Here is a 16,243-nt window from a genome sequence, read left to right as displayed (position 1 = left end):
AGAATGTACATGGATGTATCATTATTATTGGAGTATGGTTGGGTATTACTCATCCTAATTGCACTTGAAGGGATTTTAGCGGCTGATAACGCTCTTGTTCTTGCAATTATGGTAAAACATTTACCAGAAGAAAAACGAAAGAAAGCACTATTTTACGGATTAGCGGGGGCATTTGTTTTCCGATTTGGATCGTTATTTATGATTTCGTTCTTAGTCGATGTATGGCAAGTGCAAGCAATCGGTGCCATCTACCTTATGTTTATCGCTGGTAATCACTTATTTAAAACATATGTTAAAAAGAATACAGATGAAGAAACAGAAGAAAAAGAAGCAAAGAAAAAACAAGAGAACTTCTGGTGGACTGTATTTAAAGTTGAAGTTGCTGATATCGCCTTCGCAGTTGATTCAATTTTAGCTGCGGTTGCACTAGCAATGACTTTACCAAAAACAGGATTAGGTACAATTGGTAGTCTAGATACTGGGCAATTCGTTGTTATCTTTGTAGGTGGACTTATCGGATTAATCATTATGCGATTTGCAGCAACTGCATTCGTGCAAATCTTAAAACGTAAACCAGGACTTGAAACTGCAGCATTCTTAATTGTAGGTTGGGTTGGTGTGAAGCTAGCAGTTTATACATTAGCACACCCTGCATTAAATGTAATTCCACATTCATTCCCAGAATCCACTCCGTGGAAGCTTACATTCTGGATTGTATTAGTCGGAATCGCAGTTGGTGGTTGGTTCTTCTCAAAAGAAGTAGAAGTAAAAGTAGAAAAGAATTTAGACGAAAAAGCGCTGTAATTACAGCGCTTTTTCTTTTTCCTTTCTTCCTCTCAATGTCTAGAAAAAATTCCATTATACTACCTTTTGTAAACGTTTTCTTAACGTATGTATGTCCTTTTTGTGAAACATTGCACAAACTTATTGAAAGTGAGAACAATTCCATGTACTTTATTCATATAAGGAGTATTTATAGAAGATTTACTAAAGGAGCGTATTACTCATGCTAGAACAAGGACTAGATTATGTTGTCAAACTGGCTAAAAGCAAAAAGAAAATGCTAGATACAAACCCAATGCAATATTTCATTCGTGCTGCACTTGCGGGTATTTATATCGGTTTTATTATTGTACTATGTTTTAAATTAGGTAACTTTTTTCACATTGCAGATTCACCAGCAACTTATTTAGCTGCTTCTATGTTTTTCGGGATTGCTCTCGTACTTATTATATATGGCGGTGCTGAATTGTTTACTGGAAACACAATGTACTTTACTGTAGCAACTTTAAGAAAAGAAACAACGATTTCTGATACACTTCGTAACTGGGTTGCTTGTTATGCAGGTAACTTAGCCGGCGCGTTATTCTTTGCCTTACTATTTTACGCAACTGGAATTTTTGAAGCAATTGATCACGGTCACCTAATGAATAAAGTCGTTGAAGGAAAGATGAACACACCTACAATGCAGTTATTCTTTAAAGCCATTTTATGTAACTGGCTCGTATGTCTTGCTTGCTTCTTACCATCTCAGGTTAAAGGCGACACGGCAAAAATAATGGTCATGATGCTACTTGTTTTCACATTCTTCTTATCTGGTTACGAACATAGTATTGCAAACTTGTCACTCTTTGCTTTATCTTTAGTTTCACCACATCCTGAGACAATTTCTTTTTCAGGTGCTATTCATAACTTAATTCCTGTTACAATCGGTAACATTATTGGCGGATCAGTATTTGTCGGTATGGTATACCACTACTTAACAAAAAAAACACCTGAAGTTCAACAGGAAGAAACTGAAATCGCAGCAGCTCAACAAGAAGAGATTATTCCTTTACAAGCACATATGAAACATTAAAAACTCCAAAGTTTTACTTTGGAGTTTTTAGCTTCCCACGTATTTAACAACAAGGTGAGGATTAATTTCTCCTTCTTCCTTTCCCTTATCCATTCTCTGTTTCATCTTGTGCATACCGATGACATCATTCGTATGAAGGTGAATTTCATTTACATATAACCCATCTGTACAAAAAGCTTCTACAAAATCCAGTCCATTTTTTGCTCCCCACCCCATATTAAAATCAAGGGAAAGAATATTCACATCATAATCCCGAACCATTTGCAAAGCACATTCTACTGTAGTTGCGGGCACATACCCGAACGGGCAACTTCTTTGATCATCCATATATACGTTCATTTTCTATTCCCTCTCTAATTTGAATATGCGGCCAATACATAACATATTGCCCCAAGACTAATAAAAGGACCAAATGGAATTGGTTTTCGTACTTCTATACGTTTTAATACGATACCCACCCCAAAGAAACAAAGACTGAAACAAGATGCTAAAAATAAAATGATAAAAACGCCTTTCACTCCTACTATAAACCCAAGTAATGAAAGTAGTTTTATATCACCTCCGCCAAGCCCTTCTGGATATATCTTTTGCATGCAATATAACAAAATGAATATAACACCACTACCAACTATACTATCTGTCCAAGTAACTAATTGTACAAAAACACTTTCAAGAATGAGTAAAACGGCAAACGAAATTAAAATACAATCAGGAATTAACATATATAAGTAATCTGTAACTGAAATAATAAGAAGTAGCGAAAAAAGGGATAAAATGATAATAAGCTCTCGTTCTATTCCAATCATATACACGGTAAGAAGAAATATACTTCCTGTTATACATTCAAATGCTACATACATAATTGGAATTTTCCTCTTACAATTCGTACAACAGCCTCTTTGTATATAAAATGAAATGATGGGGATTAGTTCTTTTGGCCTTAGCACATATTTGCAATAATAACAATGTGAACGCGGGGTAATAATAGACGCACCTAATGGAACCCTCATCGCAACTAGCATAAAAAAAGAACCAAGCACCATCCCTGCTAACAGTGCATATAAATAAGTGAACATCCCTTCCTCTCCTTTCCCAAAAAACATAGCAAAAAAAGGAGAGAACTTCTACTTCATATTATCCTTTATTCTACTAAAAAGCAGGCCATTTTCTGGCCTGCTTTCCCCTCTTTTATACGATAAAATATACTGCTTTTAATGGTCCATGTACTCCGACAACAAGATTCATCTCAATGTCAGCCGAGTTACTTGGCCCTGTAATAAAGTTAATACAAGATGCCGCTGTCTCCCCATTTTCTACGCGTAAGTTCATATCCTGAACTGCTTGTGTAATACGAGGCACAAGTGTTTCACGTGGAATAATAGCAAAATATACAGTCGGTAAAAAGTGTAAAGAACGTCCTTGCCCTTTATGACTTTGTACAACAATTGTACCAGATTCAGCTAATGTATAATCACTAAATGCAATACCAATATTCGCTTTTTCAGCTAAACGCATATTTTCGTCTTTTCTCTCTGGATCCCATACGTTTACTTCAACGTCTCGCTTTGGAAGTTCTTCTTTAAATAAAGATGTTAAACCATATGCATCAAAACGCTCATCTGCTGATAATAAAATAGGTCCACCGCCGTTTTCCATGATTACTTTTTGAAGGTCTTCACCTAATCGGTCATTTGTCGTTTCTACTACAGTTGTATGAATGTTTGTACATTGCTTTTTAAACACTTCTAGTAATTCTTCTTGTGAACAATCTTTTAACGTTTCTATATTCACATTACTTTTCCATACTGGTCGCTCTACACCTTCTGTTTTACGCGCGCGCCCAAGTTCTTTTGCAATGTTATCTAGAAAGGCATCACGGTTTTGAATTAATCCTGTCATTATTTATCCCCGCCTTTCTTATGATCTTTATACCAATCACGGAATCGCTCTTTACTTGGAGCTGGGAATTCCCGAATATCCGTCCAGTTTTTAAGTGGTCCAACACCTTTTGATACACGATTACCAGATGTAAATGGACTCATTGCCGCTGGTGCCATTTTTGATCCCATTTTATATAAAGCAGCTGAAGAAGCACCCATACTAAACATTTTCATCGCTAGTTTTTCTGCAAGTGGTGCACGACCTTCTTGCTCAACAATAACTTGACGATGTTTTAATAATAAATCATGCAATGGAATTTTTACTGGACAAGCTTCTGTACATGCTCCGCATAAACTAGATGCATAAGGAAGCTCTTTGTAATCATCATATCCACCTAGAAGCGGTGTTAATACCGCACCGATTGGTCCTGAGTAAATCGATCCATATGAATGTCCACCAACGTGACGATATACAGGACATACATTAACACAAGCAGCGCAACGAATACATTGTAATACTGAACGGAATTCAGATCCCAGAATTTGAGAGCGACCATTATCAACAACAACTAAATGGAATTCTTCAGGTCCATCAACTTCCTCTTCTTGAATTGGTCCTGCTACTGTTACATAACTTGTTAATTTTTGACCTACTGCACTACGACATAGTAAACCAACTAAAACATCTAATTCTTCCATTGTCGGAACCATACGTTCCATACCCATTACCGCAATTTGTGTTTTCGGAATTGACATAACAAGATCTGCATTACCTTCATTCGTTACTAAACAAAGAGAGCCAGTATTTGCAACAGCAAAATTACAACCAGTTACACCAATTTCTGCATCCATAAATTTCTCACGAAGTTGTTTACGAACAAACTTTGTCATTTCATACGGGTCATCAGAATTTTCATAGCCTAGCTTTTCTTTAAATACATCGCGAATTTGCGTTCTATTTTTATGAAGTGCAGGTGCAATAATATGTGAAGGTGGATCGTTATCTACTTGCAAGATATACTCTCCTAAGTCACTCTCTAACACTTCACAGCCAATCTCTTCAAGCGCATGATTCATACTGATTTCTTCTGTTACCATCGACTTTGATTTTACTACTTTTTTCGCTTGTTTCTTTTTGGCAACGTCTTGAATATACTTTGCTGCTTCCTCTTTCGTCTTCGCAAAGTACACGTGTCCGCCTCTTTTTGATACATTTTCACTTAACTGCATTAAATAATAATCAAGATTTTCTAACGTATGTTGACGAATTTGTTCACCTAGTTCTCGCCACTCTTCCCAGTTTCCTAATTCATCTGCGGCTTTTAAGCGATTCGTATATAAACGCGTTTGTGCAGAAGAAACTGCTCCGCGCATAAACGAATCTTGAATTCCATCACCAACGCGATCATTAAATTTTTTCTCACTGATTTTCATAGACATAGCTTATGTTCCCCCTTCATGAGCGACTATTCAGTACCTCAGCAATATGCATTACTTTTACTTCTTTTCCTAAACGCTCAATACGTCCGCCAATGTTTAACAAACACCCACAATCTGCACCGATTAAATAATCTGCACCTGTTTCCATTACACTATCTACTTTTTCGTCTACCATTTGCTCAGAAATTGGAGTCATCTTAACTGAAAACGTTCCCCCAAACCCGCAACAATTTTGCACGTTTGGTAAATCTCTCACAGTTAATCCTTTTACATTTGATAATAAAATTCCTGGTGCTTCTTTTATTCCGAGCATACGTGTCATATGACATGATTTATGAATAGTAGCTATCCCTGGTAAACTTGCACCAACATCTGTAACTTTTAAAACATCTACAATAAACTGTGTAAATTCATAGGTTTTATCAGCAACTTTTTGTGCACGTTTAGCCCACTTTGGATCATCTTTGAAAACATGCGGATACTCATGAAACATTGTCGCACACGAACCAGATGGCGTAACGATATATTCTGCATCTTCGAAAGTTTCAATCATATGTTTCATCGCTTCTTTTGCTGCTTCTACATGGCCACTATTATAAGCAGGCTGGCCACAACAAACTTGTGCTTCTGGAAATTCAATTTCACAACCTAAACGCTCCAACACTTCAACTGTTGCTTTGCCGACATTTGTTTCGAACATATCGACTAAACAAGTAACAAATAAAGTAACTTTCATAACTATTACTCCCCCTTTTTACAACTTCGCCAACAAACATATGGTCATCAGATGACTGAGTAGAGAAGAAATAGGCTCAACCATGGCCTATCCTCTCCCTCTTCTAAAGAAAACGCTTACTTAATCTTTCTCTATTTTATCAGAAAATTAAATTTTTAAAAGATTAAATTACGAATTTATATCGTTTTTACCTGTGACAATATGTTCTACATTTGTTAAATGATCTAGCATTGCTTGCTGCGCTAATTCTACATCTTGTTTTAACACCGCATCATATATAACTTGATGCTCTTCTATAAGTCGTTCTGATGTCGTTTGTTCACCATATAAAATAATGCGTCTTGATTCACCAATCGTTTCAGCAATCATCTCTGAAACATGATTCATGAGTTCAAGCAAAATGTTATTATGCGAAGACTCTGCAATTCCCATATGGAATTGAAAATCGGCTTTTTCGCCAGCCTTTTCATCTCCAATGCTCTTTGCCATTTCATCTAACCAATGTTTCATATTTTGTAAATTATCTTCCGTACGTTTTGCCGCCGCTACTCGAACTGCCCCCACTTCAAGCACCTTTCGTACTTCTAATAAATTCAAAATATCTTCTTTCTTCATTAATAATCTATTGTTTAATGATTTCGTTAATGAAGAAGAATCGAAGTTCTTCACATATGTACCTTCTCCTTGTTTCATCTCAATTAAGCCCATCGCTCTTAGCGCACTTAGCGCTTCACGAACAGCAGATCTACCAACTTGAAACTGCTCAGCTAATTGATGCACAGGGAGTAGTTTGTCACCAGGTTTTAACGTACCATTTTTAATCATTGTTAAAATAGCTTCAGATACTTCTTCGTAAATTTTTTTCGGTTTAATAGATTTGTACTCCAGTTAAATCACCTCAGTATCTTCCAAACAACAATTGAAACGATTTATAAGAACTTTGCATCATAACTATTTTAGACCGAATTGATAAGAAGTACAAATGTTTTGTTCATAAAATAGTCAAATTTTCGATATTTATTACATATTAATTTATATTTTTACGTATAAAGTGAAACTTTAATCAGTAGGGGTTTTGTTCATCCCCCACTGATTATTAGCCCTCACCAATCGGGCTTTTACGGACAGCAGGGCCTCCACCTAACTTCTTTGCTTCCGTTGAATTTTGAGGTGAGGGTCTTACTGTCCGGCAAATAGCGGGATAAATATTTTCTTCAATATAAAGAACATGTCCTAAAAATTAGAACATGCCCCCCTCATCCTGTACATTCAGTTTAATAATAACCGTTGTTCCCTTATCTTTTTCACTTTCAATTTTCCAATGTCCACCATGTATATGAACAATTTGTTTCACAATAGCAAGGCCTAAACCTGTTCCACCGTGTTGACGACTTCTCGCTTTATCAACTCGGTAAAAGCGTTCCCCAAGATTCTCCAAATGCTCTATATCAATGCCAATTCCTGTATCTTTTATTTTCAATTCACAGTAATCATCGATTTGCTCTAAAGTTATAACGATATTTCCGTTTTGATTTGTATACCGTATCGCATTATCTAACACATTATGAAGCACTTGTTGCATACGATCCTCATCAATCATGACAATGATCTCTGGATTTAAATTGGTTGAAATATGAAGTTCCTTTTCTATAAACTTAATCTCATACGTATCTAATACGTCTTCAATCAGCTGTGAAAAAACGATAGGTTGCTTCTTTAACGGAAAGTGCTCACCTTCTAATTGTGCTAAGTCTAACAAGTCATGAACGAGACGCTGCATACGACCTGCTTCTTTATGAATTAGCTGCGTTACTTTTTCCTGCTGCGGTCCCTTGGCAACGCCATCTAAAATAGCCTCGCTATACCCTTTTATATAACTAAGTGGTGTTCTAAGTTCATGCGAAACATTTGCTAAAAATTCCTTACGCTTTACATCTTCTGTTTCTAATGAATTGGCCATTTTATTAAATGCTTTTCCTAGTCGTCCAATCTCATCCTCTGAAGAAACTGTAATCCGCTCCGAGAAATCTCCCGTAGCCAAATGATTTGCAACCCGTTCCATTTGCGAAAGTGGCTTCGTAATTGCAATTATAATTTTTCTTCCAACCCATATAGTAATTAAAATCATAGCAATTGCTAACGGTGCTAAAATAAGACCCATATCATAGATTAAATCTTTTATACTTTTTAAAGGAATATACGAATAGACAATTCCGACTAATTTTTTATTTTCCAATACAGGGATGACAACCCCCATAATATTACGGTCAAAATGTTCTTCATATCCTATTTTTGTCACAGTTTTCCCATCTAATAGCGTTTGCCTATCTCCTTCACTTATAAGGGAATGATGATGCACATCAAAAGGCAAACATGCACTTAAATCACGCGGATTAGACACGAAAATAACGTCTGAACTAGATATTTGATCAAACGATCTTACTTTCTCTTCAAAAGTTGATATTCCTTCGTGCTTATCATATTGGGCAGCAAGATTTTTTCCTTCCATTACTAATGAACCTTTTAAATTATCAACGTATAGTTTTTCATACGAGTATAAAGATACGAAATAAAGAAAGGACACTGTTACACATACTGCACATACTACTGTAAGCCAAAGTTTTTGTACCATTGTAAACATACGTTACACCTCGAATTTATAGCCTACACCCCAAACAGTTTGAATGTAGTTTCCACTTTCTCCAAGCTTCAAGCGCATCGTTTTCACGTGCGTATCTACTGTTCTTGTACTTCCGGCATAATCATATCCCCATACCTTTTCAAGTAATTGCTCCCGGCTAAATACTTGTCCTGTATGCTGGCAAAGAAAATATAGTAAATCAAACTCTTTTACAGTAAGAGAAATCGACTCACCATCCGCCTCGATTCTTCTACTTTTTTCATTGATAAGAATTGGTCCAAATTGAATCTCTTCTTGCTGTTCTTGTTTTGTATATCTTCTTAACACAGCTTCCATACGGGCAACTAATTCACCAGGACTAAACGGTTTTACAATATAGTCATCTGCTCCCATACGTAAACCGTTCACCCTATTCCACTCTTCACCTTTTGCGGTTAAAAATATAATCGGTACATCTGACGTTTTTCTAATTTCTTTACAAACTGAAAGTCCATCCATTTCTGGCATCATAATATCTAATACAACGAAATCATAATGATCCGTTTCTAGTTTTTTAAGAGCCTCTTTTCCATTCTCAGCTTCTCCCCACTCATATCCAAAGTTATCCAAATACATTCCAACAAGCTGCCTCATATCACTTTCATCATCTACAACTAGTACTCTATATTTATTCATTGTCCTTCCCTTCCCTCTCTATGAGTTGAAACGGTCCTTTTCCGACTTTAATTGTTTGTTTTATTTTCAAATTCTTCATATCCATAACGCACACTTCATCACTATCATAACTGGCTACATATCCTTCTGCTCCGCTCTCCAAAAATGCAAATGGATTTGATCCTACTTCTACAGAAGCTATTTCTTTATATGTGCTAATATCAAACTTTCTAAGTGTATTCGACCCATGACTTAATGCATATACGTACTTACTATCCTTCGTTATATTCACAGGCATAAATGGAGCATGTAAAGAACGTACCATTTCTCCATCCTGCAAAGAATATACTAACACTTTCTCATTTACTTGATTTCCATCACCATGTCCGCCAATCCATATTTCTTTCCCATCAGGACTAATCGTTGCTCCTGTTGATGCTGGTGGAATCATAAAGGATTGAACAACTTCTTTTTTCTTCGTATCAATTGTCGTTAGTTTCGTATCATAAAAGTTTAATACAGATAACCGATTATGATACTCTACCATCGTTATAGGTCCTTTGCCTGTTGAAACATTTCCTGTCTCTTTCCCATTTATCGTAAAGAACCTTACCTTTTGAACATTTTGATCGGCAGCAAATAATTGTTTTTTATCTTCTGATACGACCACATTTACAATGCCCTTTCCAGTTTTATATTTTCCCACTTGCCTTCCTTCCGTTAGTGAATATACATACATATATTCTAATTGCTTACCGTATACAAGTATTTCCTCACCATTTGGAAGCAGTGTGATTCCGGCCATTGGCTCATTTAGTTCCCATGTCGTGATTAACTTTTTATCTTTTTTATCAATAAAACTAATACTGCCTTCTTTTATATTCGTTGTTATAATAACATTTTTATCTTTAGCAATTGGTGTATACGAACTTCCTTGACACCCTACTAATAGAAATAAAAAACAGAGAAGAAAAACATACTTTCTCAAAAGATTCCCTCCATCTTCGGATGATTTCGTTATAATTGTAAAATAACAAATAAATGTGTGGAAAGTGTGAAATTTTCCTTTCTTACTCAATTTACATATATAATGTACAACAAATAGAATTTGAGGTGTGTCAATTATGCTATTTCCTGATTTAGCGAATAAAATTGTACGAGAAGTACGCAGACTAATTACAGAAAATATTATTATCATTAATATAGAAGGCGTTATTATCGCAAGTACAGATACAGAAAGAATTGGTCAATTTCATGAAGGTGCACTCCGCTGCGCCAAACAAAAGAAAACCGTCATCATTACAAAAGAAGATGAAAGGCGATTGCAAGGTGTAAAGGCTGGGATGAATCTTCCTTTATTATTTCATGATGAAGTAATTGGTGTCATTGGAATTACAGGAGAACCTGAAAATATTTCACGCTACGGCGAAATATTGCGTAAGATGACCGAATTATTAATTCATGAAAACTACTTTTTAGAGCAACTAGAACTTGAGCACCGTTCTTATGAAGCTTTTGTCTTTGATTGGCTTCAAAATACAGAGTGGTCCCCGAGTTTTCTTGATCGCGCCAAAACACTTGGCATTGATTTATATAAGAAAAAACAACTTATTTTGTTTTCTATTGGCAAAAATGACACGATGCTCCAGCGTAAAATATGGCAACACATACGTAATATTTTAACAAAAGAGCATCTATTTGTTCGTTGGGGAAATGATCGTTTTATTTTATTTACAGCAACGAGCTCCAAAGAGCAAACTTATCAATTTTTAAAACGGTTAAAACAAGACTGCGAAACTTTATTTTCTATTCCTTTATATATCGGGATTGGACAAACAGTTACCTCAAACAATATGAACATATGTTACGAACAAGCATTACGCGCTCTTTCTGTATCATTGGAAACGAAAAAAATTGTATTTAATGAAGATTTACGTTTAGAAATGTGTTTACAAGATATTTCTGCCGAAACGCGTGAACAATTTCTAGAGCGTACCATCGAAAACTTATTATCATTTCCTGAGCTTATGCATACTTTGCGCTTATTTATCGATTATAACCAATCTTATAAACAGACGGCTAAACAATTACATATACACATTAACACATTACATTACAGGCTAAAAAAGATTGAAGAACATACAGGACTTGATCCAAAACAATTCAAAGACTTAAACGTTTTATACTTCGCACTCCTCCTATTAGATGATCATACAAAAAAGAACGATAAAACAGATTAATCTTCAGATGATTACACATAGAAAGAATCCCTCGACTTTTTTATCATTATAATGAAAGCACTGTTACCACGTTGTTTATTATAACTAAACACGTTAACAGTTTGAGGGGGATTTCCAATGTTAGAAAAACAAATTATTCATTCATTCGTATCTATTGTTGGCGAAGATAATGTAGATACATCCAATATGGGGCGTTTAACTTATAGTTATGATGCCACTCCAAACTTCCAAGCAATGCCTGATGCAGTCATTGCTCCTCGTAATACAAATGAAGTAGCTGAAGTGTTAAAAGTATGTAACACTCACAAAATTCCTGTGTATGTGCGCGGGTCTGGAACAAATCTTTGCGCAGGAACATGTCCACTTGAAGGCGGTATCGTCCTTATTTTCCGCCATATGAACAATATTTTAGAAATTGATGAAGAAAACTTAACAATTACTGTACAAGCTGGTGTCATTACACTTGATATTATTAAAGCGGTAGAAGAAAAAGGTTTATTTTATCCACCAGATCCAAGCTCGATGAAAATTTCTACAATCGGCGGTAATATTAATGAAAACTCAGGTGGATTACGCGGTTTGAAATATGGCGTAACACGTGATTATGTAATGGGGCTTGAACTTGTCTTACCAAATGGCGATATTATTCGCACTGGTGGTAAATTAGCAAAAGATGTAGCTGGTTACGATTTAACTCGTTTATTTATCGGTTCTGAAGGAACACTTGGCGTGGTAACAGAAGCTATATTAAAACTTGTTCCTATGCCTGAAACAAAGAAAACAATGCTTGCATTATATGAAGATATTAATGAAGCTGCACGTGCTGTTTCTTCTATTATTGCAAATAAAATTATTCCAGCAACACTTGAGTTTTTAGACCAACCGACAATTGAAGTTGTAGAAGAGTTTGCACAAATCGGTTTACCAACTGACGTAAAAGCAATTTTATTAATCGAACAAGACGGCCCGCCCGAAGTAGTCAACCGAGATATTGAAAACATGGCTAACGTTTGCCGCTCTATGAATGCAGTTGATGTTCGCATTGCAAAAGATGAAACAGAAGCAGATGCGCTTCGTACTGCTCGCCGTAGTGCTCTATCAGCGCTCGCACGATTAAAACCTACTACAATATTAGAAGATGCGACTGTACCACGTTCACAAATCGCTCCAATGGTTGAAGCTATTAATGCCATTGCAAAAAAATATAATATTCCTATTTGTACGTTTGGACACGCTGGTGATGGTAACTTACATCCAACTTGTATGACAGATGCTCGTAATGCAGAAGAAATGCACCGAGCTGAACAAGCTTTTGCTGAAATATTTGCGAAAGCAATTGAACTTGGTGGCACAATTACTGGTGAACATGGTGTTGGTGCAATGAAAGCTCCATATTTAGAAATGAAATTAGGTAAAGAAGGTATTGCAGCTATGCAAGGAATAAAGCAAGCTTTCGATCCAAATAACATTATGAATCCTGGAAAAATGTTCGCGAAAGACACTCCAAAAAGAGTGGTGGTTGAGCGATGACCACATTAAATAAAGAAAATATTCAAAAAGAATTTAAAGAACGATTAAATGAAGATGAATTACTAAACTGTATGCGATGCGGTTTTTGTTTACCTACTTGTCCTACCTACATTCAATCCGGATATAAAGAGTCACATTCACCACGCGGACGTATCGCATTAATGAAAGCAGTCGTTGATGGTTTAATCGAACCAGATGAAGATGTTGAAAATACATTAAACGTTTGTCTTGGTTGCCGTGCTTGTGAGCCCGTTTGTCCATCTGGTGTAAATTATGGACATTTATTAGAAGAGGCTCGAGATATTATTAATCAAAATAAAAAATTCTCAATGCCAGTGAAAGCTGTTCGAAAAGTCGTTTTTGAAGGATTATTCCCCCATCAAAATCGAATGCGAACATTAACCGGGCTAATCGGATTTTATCAACGTTCTGGTTTACAAACGCTAACACATAAAACAGGTATTATGAAGTTATTCCCTGAAACACTTGCAACGATGGATCTCGTTTTACCAAAAGTCCCTAAAATGAAAGCAATGAAAGATCGTCCTTCATTTTTACCTGCAGAAAGTACAAAGAAAAAACAAGTTGCATTCTTCGCAGGCTGTTTAATGGATACGATGTTTTTAGAAACAAATAACGCAACGATGAAACTTCTTCAATTAGCTGGTTGTGATATTGTTATTCCGAAAACACAAAGTTGTTGCGGTGCATTGCATGGACATGCTGGTGAAAAGAGTGGAGCAAAAGAATTAGCAAAGCGAAATATAAAAGCATTCGAAGATTTAAACATCGACTATATTATTACGAATGCAGGAGGTTGCGGAGCTTACCTCGTAGACTATGATTATCTTTTAAAGGATGATCCGGATTGGGCTGAACGTGCTAAGCAGTTTGTTTCTAAGATTAAAGATATTACTGCTATACTAGTAGAACTAGACTTCCATAAGCGAACTGACTTACGACTCACGCCGCAGGTTATTACGTATCAAGACTCTTGTCATTTACGCAATGTTATGCGCACATCTTCTGAACCTCGTATGTTACTAGAGGCTATCCAAGGTGCAACATATCGAGAAATGAAAGATGCGGACCGCTGCTGTGGCTCTGCTGGTATTTACAATATTGTTCATTCAGAGTTATCAATGGAATTTCTAGATTACAAAATGGACCGTGTGCATGAAACAGACGCAGCAACCATTGTTACTGCAAATCCAGGTTGTTTATTACAAATGAAATTGGGCATTGAGCGAGAAGGGCTTTCTCATAAAATGAGAGGAATTCACATTGTGGATTTATTATTAGAAGCAATTGAAACTAACTCGTAATAACTCGTAACATACGTAATAATAGGAAAACGGCTATCTCCTTCGTCTATGTAAAGAGATAGCCGCTTTTTTGTCTGCTACAACATTAAAAATATGTTACTTTATTATAAAAAAGAACAACAGAAACATTACAGTTTTGTAAAAATCAATCCATTATATTCCTCAAAAAATCGCTCAAACCATTGATACAATAGGATTCTTCATTTTCTATTTAGGTAACTTTATCCAAAAACCCCCTCTTAAAACCAAGTATAAAAACACTATAAATTCCTTTTATACTCTATATTTCTCTTATTTTTGCTCCCTTCTTCTCTTAGGATAAATTAGGTAATTTTAAAGTCTATGAATTTTTTTCCATCTTTTTTCTCGCAAATTATATGCTACGATGAATTTGTCAGTCAGACAGGCTGTCAAAAACAAATCGTGTGAAAACAAATTAAAACTTTATATAGGGGGACACACATCATGAAAAAGCGTGTTTTATTATCTGTAGCTGCTGCAACAGCTCTTACTTTAGGAGTATCTTCTCTAGATGCACAAGCTGCAACAGTACAACCATCTAACATAAAGGTTCAAAATATTCAGCATTCAAAAGTGATGATGAAGCAAATGAGCCAACAAGAACTACAAGCATTCTTACAATCTATGGGAGTTGAATCATTAGCACAATGGCAACAAGGAAACTTCCAACCAAACTGCTTCATTCCTGGTCAACAACCTACTGAAAATGTTGTAACTGAGCAACCAACAGCTAAGCCAGAAACTCAAAAGCCTGCTGAGCAAAAACCTGCCGAGCAAAAGCCTGCTGAAGAAGTTCAAAAACCAGAAGCTCAAAAGCCTGCTGAAAACAACAATACGCAAAAACCTGCTGAACAAAAACCAGCTGAGCAAAAGCCTGCTGAAGAAGCAAAATCTTTAAGCGAGTTCGAACAACGTGTTGTTGAATTAACAAACGCTGAGCGTGCAAAACAAGGTTTACCAGCACTAAAAATCGATACTGAATTAAGCAAAGTAGCACGTATTAAGTCTGAAGACATGCAAAAAAACAACTACTTTGATCATAACAGCCCTACATACGGGTCTCCGTTTGACATGATGAAGAAATTTGGTATTTCTTATACATCTGCAGGTGAAAACATCGCTCAAGGCCAACGTACACCTGAAGAAGTGGTACAAGCTTGGATGAACAGCGCTGGACACCGTGCAAACATCTTAAATAACGGCTTCACTCACATCGGTGTTGGTTATGTAGAAAGCGGCAACTACTGGACACAACAATTTATTACAAAGTAAATAGATTAAAAGAGTCTTCTCATAATGAGAAGACTCTTTTTTAAGTTTCATAACTTTCTATTATGTATGAATAGAAAATATATAACATAAATAGCATAGATCCACAGCTTATTACACTAAGCAATACATAAAATCCCCACTCTAAGTTCAAAAACACTGAAAACAATATGCCACATGCCATCACTTGAAAAATCCGTCTACTTACTAAACGAATTTTTTGTAATTTAATTGGGTCTTTTTCTTTGCCTTTTATTTTCTTAAATTCTTTACTCAGCATAAAAAGAAACATACTAATCCCAATCGTTAATCCTGTTTGAAAGGATATCAAATCCTCAAAATTAATAAAGAGGATAAGCATATGAATAAACAACATAAATAACGTAATTTTCTTTATAAATCCGTCTATAATACCATGCTCTCTTTCATTAAACTTAAATATATTATGTGAAATAATATACAAAAATCCATATGAAAAAATAATAAAACAAGGAATAAATGCTACAACAACTTGTTTACTCATAAACTCGTTTGGCTCACCATTTACATTCCAATGTACTGCCATACGAGTTGGTAAATAGGGATAGAGACATAGAGTAACTAAAAGACAAGCGAAAAATATTCCAAGTACATACTTATATTTGATCAA

The 16,243-nt window shown here is 35.8% G+C and carries 16 protein-coding genes; 6 read left to right on the top strand and 10 right to left on the bottom strand.

Annotated features, from left to right (window positions below):
• The first annotated feature begins 9 nt into the window (after window positions 1–9).
• The gene (locus tag QCI81_RS20800; protein ID WP_000383326.1) at window positions 10–804 is read left to right on the top strand and encodes a TerC family protein; all 795 of its coding nucleotides are present in this window, start codon (window positions 10–12) and stop codon (window positions 802–804) included.
• A gap of 202 nt (window positions 805–1,006) precedes the next feature.
• Window positions 1,007–1,858 carry a formate/nitrite transporter family protein gene (locus QCI81_RS20795; RefSeq protein ID WP_000893034.1) on the top strand — a complete coding sequence of 284 codons (852 nt, stop codon included), beginning with the start codon at window positions 1,007–1,009 and terminating at the stop codon, window positions 1,856–1,858.
• 27 nt (window positions 1,859–1,885) lie between these two features.
• Here QCI81_RS20795 and QCI81_RS20790 read toward each other — a convergent pair whose 3' ends face one another.
• The 9 genes from QCI81_RS20790 to QCI81_RS20750 form a co-directional block, all read right to left on the bottom strand.
• Window positions 1,886–2,197: a cyclic-phosphate processing receiver domain-containing protein gene (locus tag QCI81_RS20790; RefSeq protein WP_023521462.1), complete on the bottom strand. Its 312-nt coding sequence runs from the start codon at window positions 2,195–2,197 to the stop codon at window positions 1,886–1,888.
• 14 nt (window positions 2,198–2,211) lie between these two features.
• Window positions 2,212–2,934 (bottom strand): prepilin peptidase, encoded by a 723-nt coding sequence (locus tag QCI81_RS20785; RefSeq protein WP_353810887.1) that lies wholly within the window; start codon window positions 2,932–2,934, stop codon window positions 2,212–2,214.
• Window positions 2,935–3,046: 112 nt separating this feature from the next.
• On the bottom strand, window positions 3,047–3,757 hold the full coding sequence (locus QCI81_RS20780) for a LutC/YkgG family protein (protein ID WP_000147182.1): 711 nt from the start codon (window positions 3,755–3,757) through the stop codon (window positions 3,047–3,049).
• On the bottom strand, window positions 3,757–5,178 hold the full coding sequence (locus tag QCI81_RS20775) for a LutB/LldF family L-lactate oxidation iron-sulfur protein (protein WP_000061930.1): 1,422 nt from the start codon (window positions 5,176–5,178) through the stop codon (window positions 3,757–3,759). The genes QCI81_RS20780 and QCI81_RS20775 overlap by 1 nt, the downstream gene beginning before the upstream one ends.
• A 16-nt stretch (window positions 5,179–5,194) precedes the next feature.
• The gene (locus tag QCI81_RS20770; protein WP_000869147.1) at window positions 5,195–5,914 is read right to left on the bottom strand and encodes a (Fe-S)-binding protein; all 720 of its coding nucleotides are present in this window, start codon (window positions 5,912–5,914) and stop codon (window positions 5,195–5,197) included.
• A 168-nt stretch (window positions 5,915–6,082) separates the two neighbouring features.
• The gene (locus tag QCI81_RS20765) at window positions 6,083–6,772 is read right to left on the bottom strand and encodes a FadR/GntR family transcriptional regulator (protein ID WP_254904515.1); all 690 of its coding nucleotides are present in this window, start codon (window positions 6,770–6,772) and stop codon (window positions 6,083–6,085) included.
• Window positions 6,773–7,154: 382 nt separating this feature from the next.
• Window positions 7,155–8,555, bottom strand: coding sequence for a sensor histidine kinase (locus tag QCI81_RS20760; protein WP_000494810.1), 1,401 nt, complete (start codon window positions 8,553–8,555; stop codon window positions 7,155–7,157).
• Window positions 8,556–8,558: 3 nt separating this feature from the next.
• Complete coding sequence (locus QCI81_RS20755; protein ID WP_001046397.1) at window positions 8,559–9,230, bottom strand: response regulator transcription factor; 672 nt, start codon at window positions 9,228–9,230, stop codon at window positions 8,559–8,561.
• On the bottom strand, window positions 9,223–10,197 hold the full coding sequence (locus QCI81_RS20750; RefSeq protein WP_001234156.1) for a YncE family protein: 975 nt from the start codon (window positions 10,195–10,197) through the stop codon (window positions 9,223–9,225). The genes QCI81_RS20755 and QCI81_RS20750 overlap by 8 nt, the downstream gene beginning before the upstream one ends.
• A 136-nt stretch (window positions 10,198–10,333) precedes the next feature.
• Between QCI81_RS20750 and QCI81_RS20745 the strand changes: the two genes are divergently transcribed.
• The 4 genes from QCI81_RS20745 (at window position 10,334) to QCI81_RS20730 (ending at window position 15,597) form a co-directional block, all read left to right on the top strand.
• The gene (locus QCI81_RS20745; protein ID WP_000898640.1) at window positions 10,334–11,449 is read left to right on the top strand and encodes a CdaR family transcriptional regulator; all 1,116 of its coding nucleotides are present in this window, start codon (window positions 10,334–10,336) and stop codon (window positions 11,447–11,449) included.
• Between the two features lie 117 nt (window positions 11,450–11,566).
• Window positions 11,567–12,979, top strand: a complete 1,413-nt coding sequence (gene glcD / locus QCI81_RS20740; RefSeq protein ID WP_071730697.1) for a glycolate oxidase subunit GlcD — start codon at window positions 11,567–11,569, stop codon at window positions 12,977–12,979.
• Window positions 12,976–14,304, top strand: a complete 1,329-nt coding sequence (locus QCI81_RS20735; RefSeq protein ID WP_071730695.1) for a (Fe-S)-binding protein — start codon at window positions 12,976–12,978, stop codon at window positions 14,302–14,304. The genes glcD and QCI81_RS20735 overlap by 4 nt, the downstream gene beginning before the upstream one ends.
• 465 nt (window positions 14,305–14,769) lie before the next feature.
• Window positions 14,770–15,597, top strand: coding sequence for a CAP domain-containing protein (locus QCI81_RS20730; RefSeq protein WP_016513122.1), 828 nt, complete (start codon window positions 14,770–14,772; stop codon window positions 15,595–15,597).
• 40 nt (window positions 15,598–15,637) lie between these two features.
• On the opposite strand, the gene QCI81_RS20725 is transcribed toward QCI81_RS20730, so the two are convergent.
• The gene (locus tag QCI81_RS20725) at window positions 15,638–16,243 is read right to left on the bottom strand and encodes a DUF1648 domain-containing protein (RefSeq protein WP_071730693.1); all 606 of its coding nucleotides are present in this window, start codon (window positions 16,241–16,243) and stop codon (window positions 15,638–15,640) included.

It is taken from the genome of Bacillus cereus group sp. MG20 (assembly GCF_040459885.1).
GTDB classification, from domain to species: domain Bacteria; phylum Bacillota; class Bacilli; order Bacillales; family Bacillaceae_G; genus Bacillus_A; species Bacillus_A cereus.
This window is presented reverse-complemented; position numbering and strand designations above follow the sequence as displayed.

Bases quoted from the DNA above. Each gene is read 5' to 3' on its own strand.
- QCI81_RS20800 (WP_000383326.1), top strand. From the start codon at position 10: ATGGATGTATCATTATTATTGGAGTATGGTTGGGTATTACTCATCCTA.
- QCI81_RS20770 (WP_000869147.1), bottom strand. From the start codon at position 5,914: ATGAAAGTTACTTTATTTGTTACTTGTTTAGTCGATATGTTCGAAACA.
- QCI81_RS20730 (WP_016513122.1), top strand. From the start codon at position 14,770: ATGAAAAAGCGTGTTTTATTATCTGTAGCTGCTGCAACAGCTCTTACT.
- QCI81_RS20745 (WP_000898640.1), top strand. From the start codon at position 10,334: ATGCTATTTCCTGATTTAGCGAATAAAATTGTACGAGAAGTACGCAGA.
- QCI81_RS20760 (WP_000494810.1), bottom strand. From the start codon at position 8,555: ATGTTTACAATGGTACAAAAACTTTGGCTTACAGTAGTATGTGCAGTA.
- QCI81_RS20755 (WP_001046397.1), bottom strand. From the start codon at position 9,230: ATGAATAAATATAGAGTACTAGTTGTAGATGATGAAAGTGATATGAGG.
- QCI81_RS20795 (WP_000893034.1), top strand. From the start codon at position 1,007: ATGCTAGAACAAGGACTAGATTATGTTGTCAAACTGGCTAAAAGCAAA.
- QCI81_RS20735 (WP_071730695.1), top strand. From the start codon at position 12,976: ATGACCACATTAAATAAAGAAAATATTCAAAAAGAATTTAAAGAACGA.
- QCI81_RS20785 (WP_353810887.1), bottom strand. From the start codon at position 2,934: ATGTTCACTTATTTATATGCACTGTTAGCAGGGATGGTGCTTGGTTCT.
- QCI81_RS20775 (WP_000061930.1), bottom strand. From the start codon at position 5,178: ATGTCTATGAAAATCAGTGAGAAAAAATTTAATGATCGCGTTGGTGAT.
- QCI81_RS20790 (WP_023521462.1), bottom strand. From the start codon at position 2,197: ATGAACGTATATATGGATGATCAAAGAAGTTGCCCGTTCGGGTATGTG.
- glcD (WP_071730697.1), top strand. From the start codon at position 11,567: ATGTTAGAAAAACAAATTATTCATTCATTCGTATCTATTGTTGGCGAA.
- QCI81_RS20780 (WP_000147182.1), bottom strand. From the start codon at position 3,757: ATGACAGGATTAATTCAAAACCGTGATGCCTTTCTAGATAACATTGCA.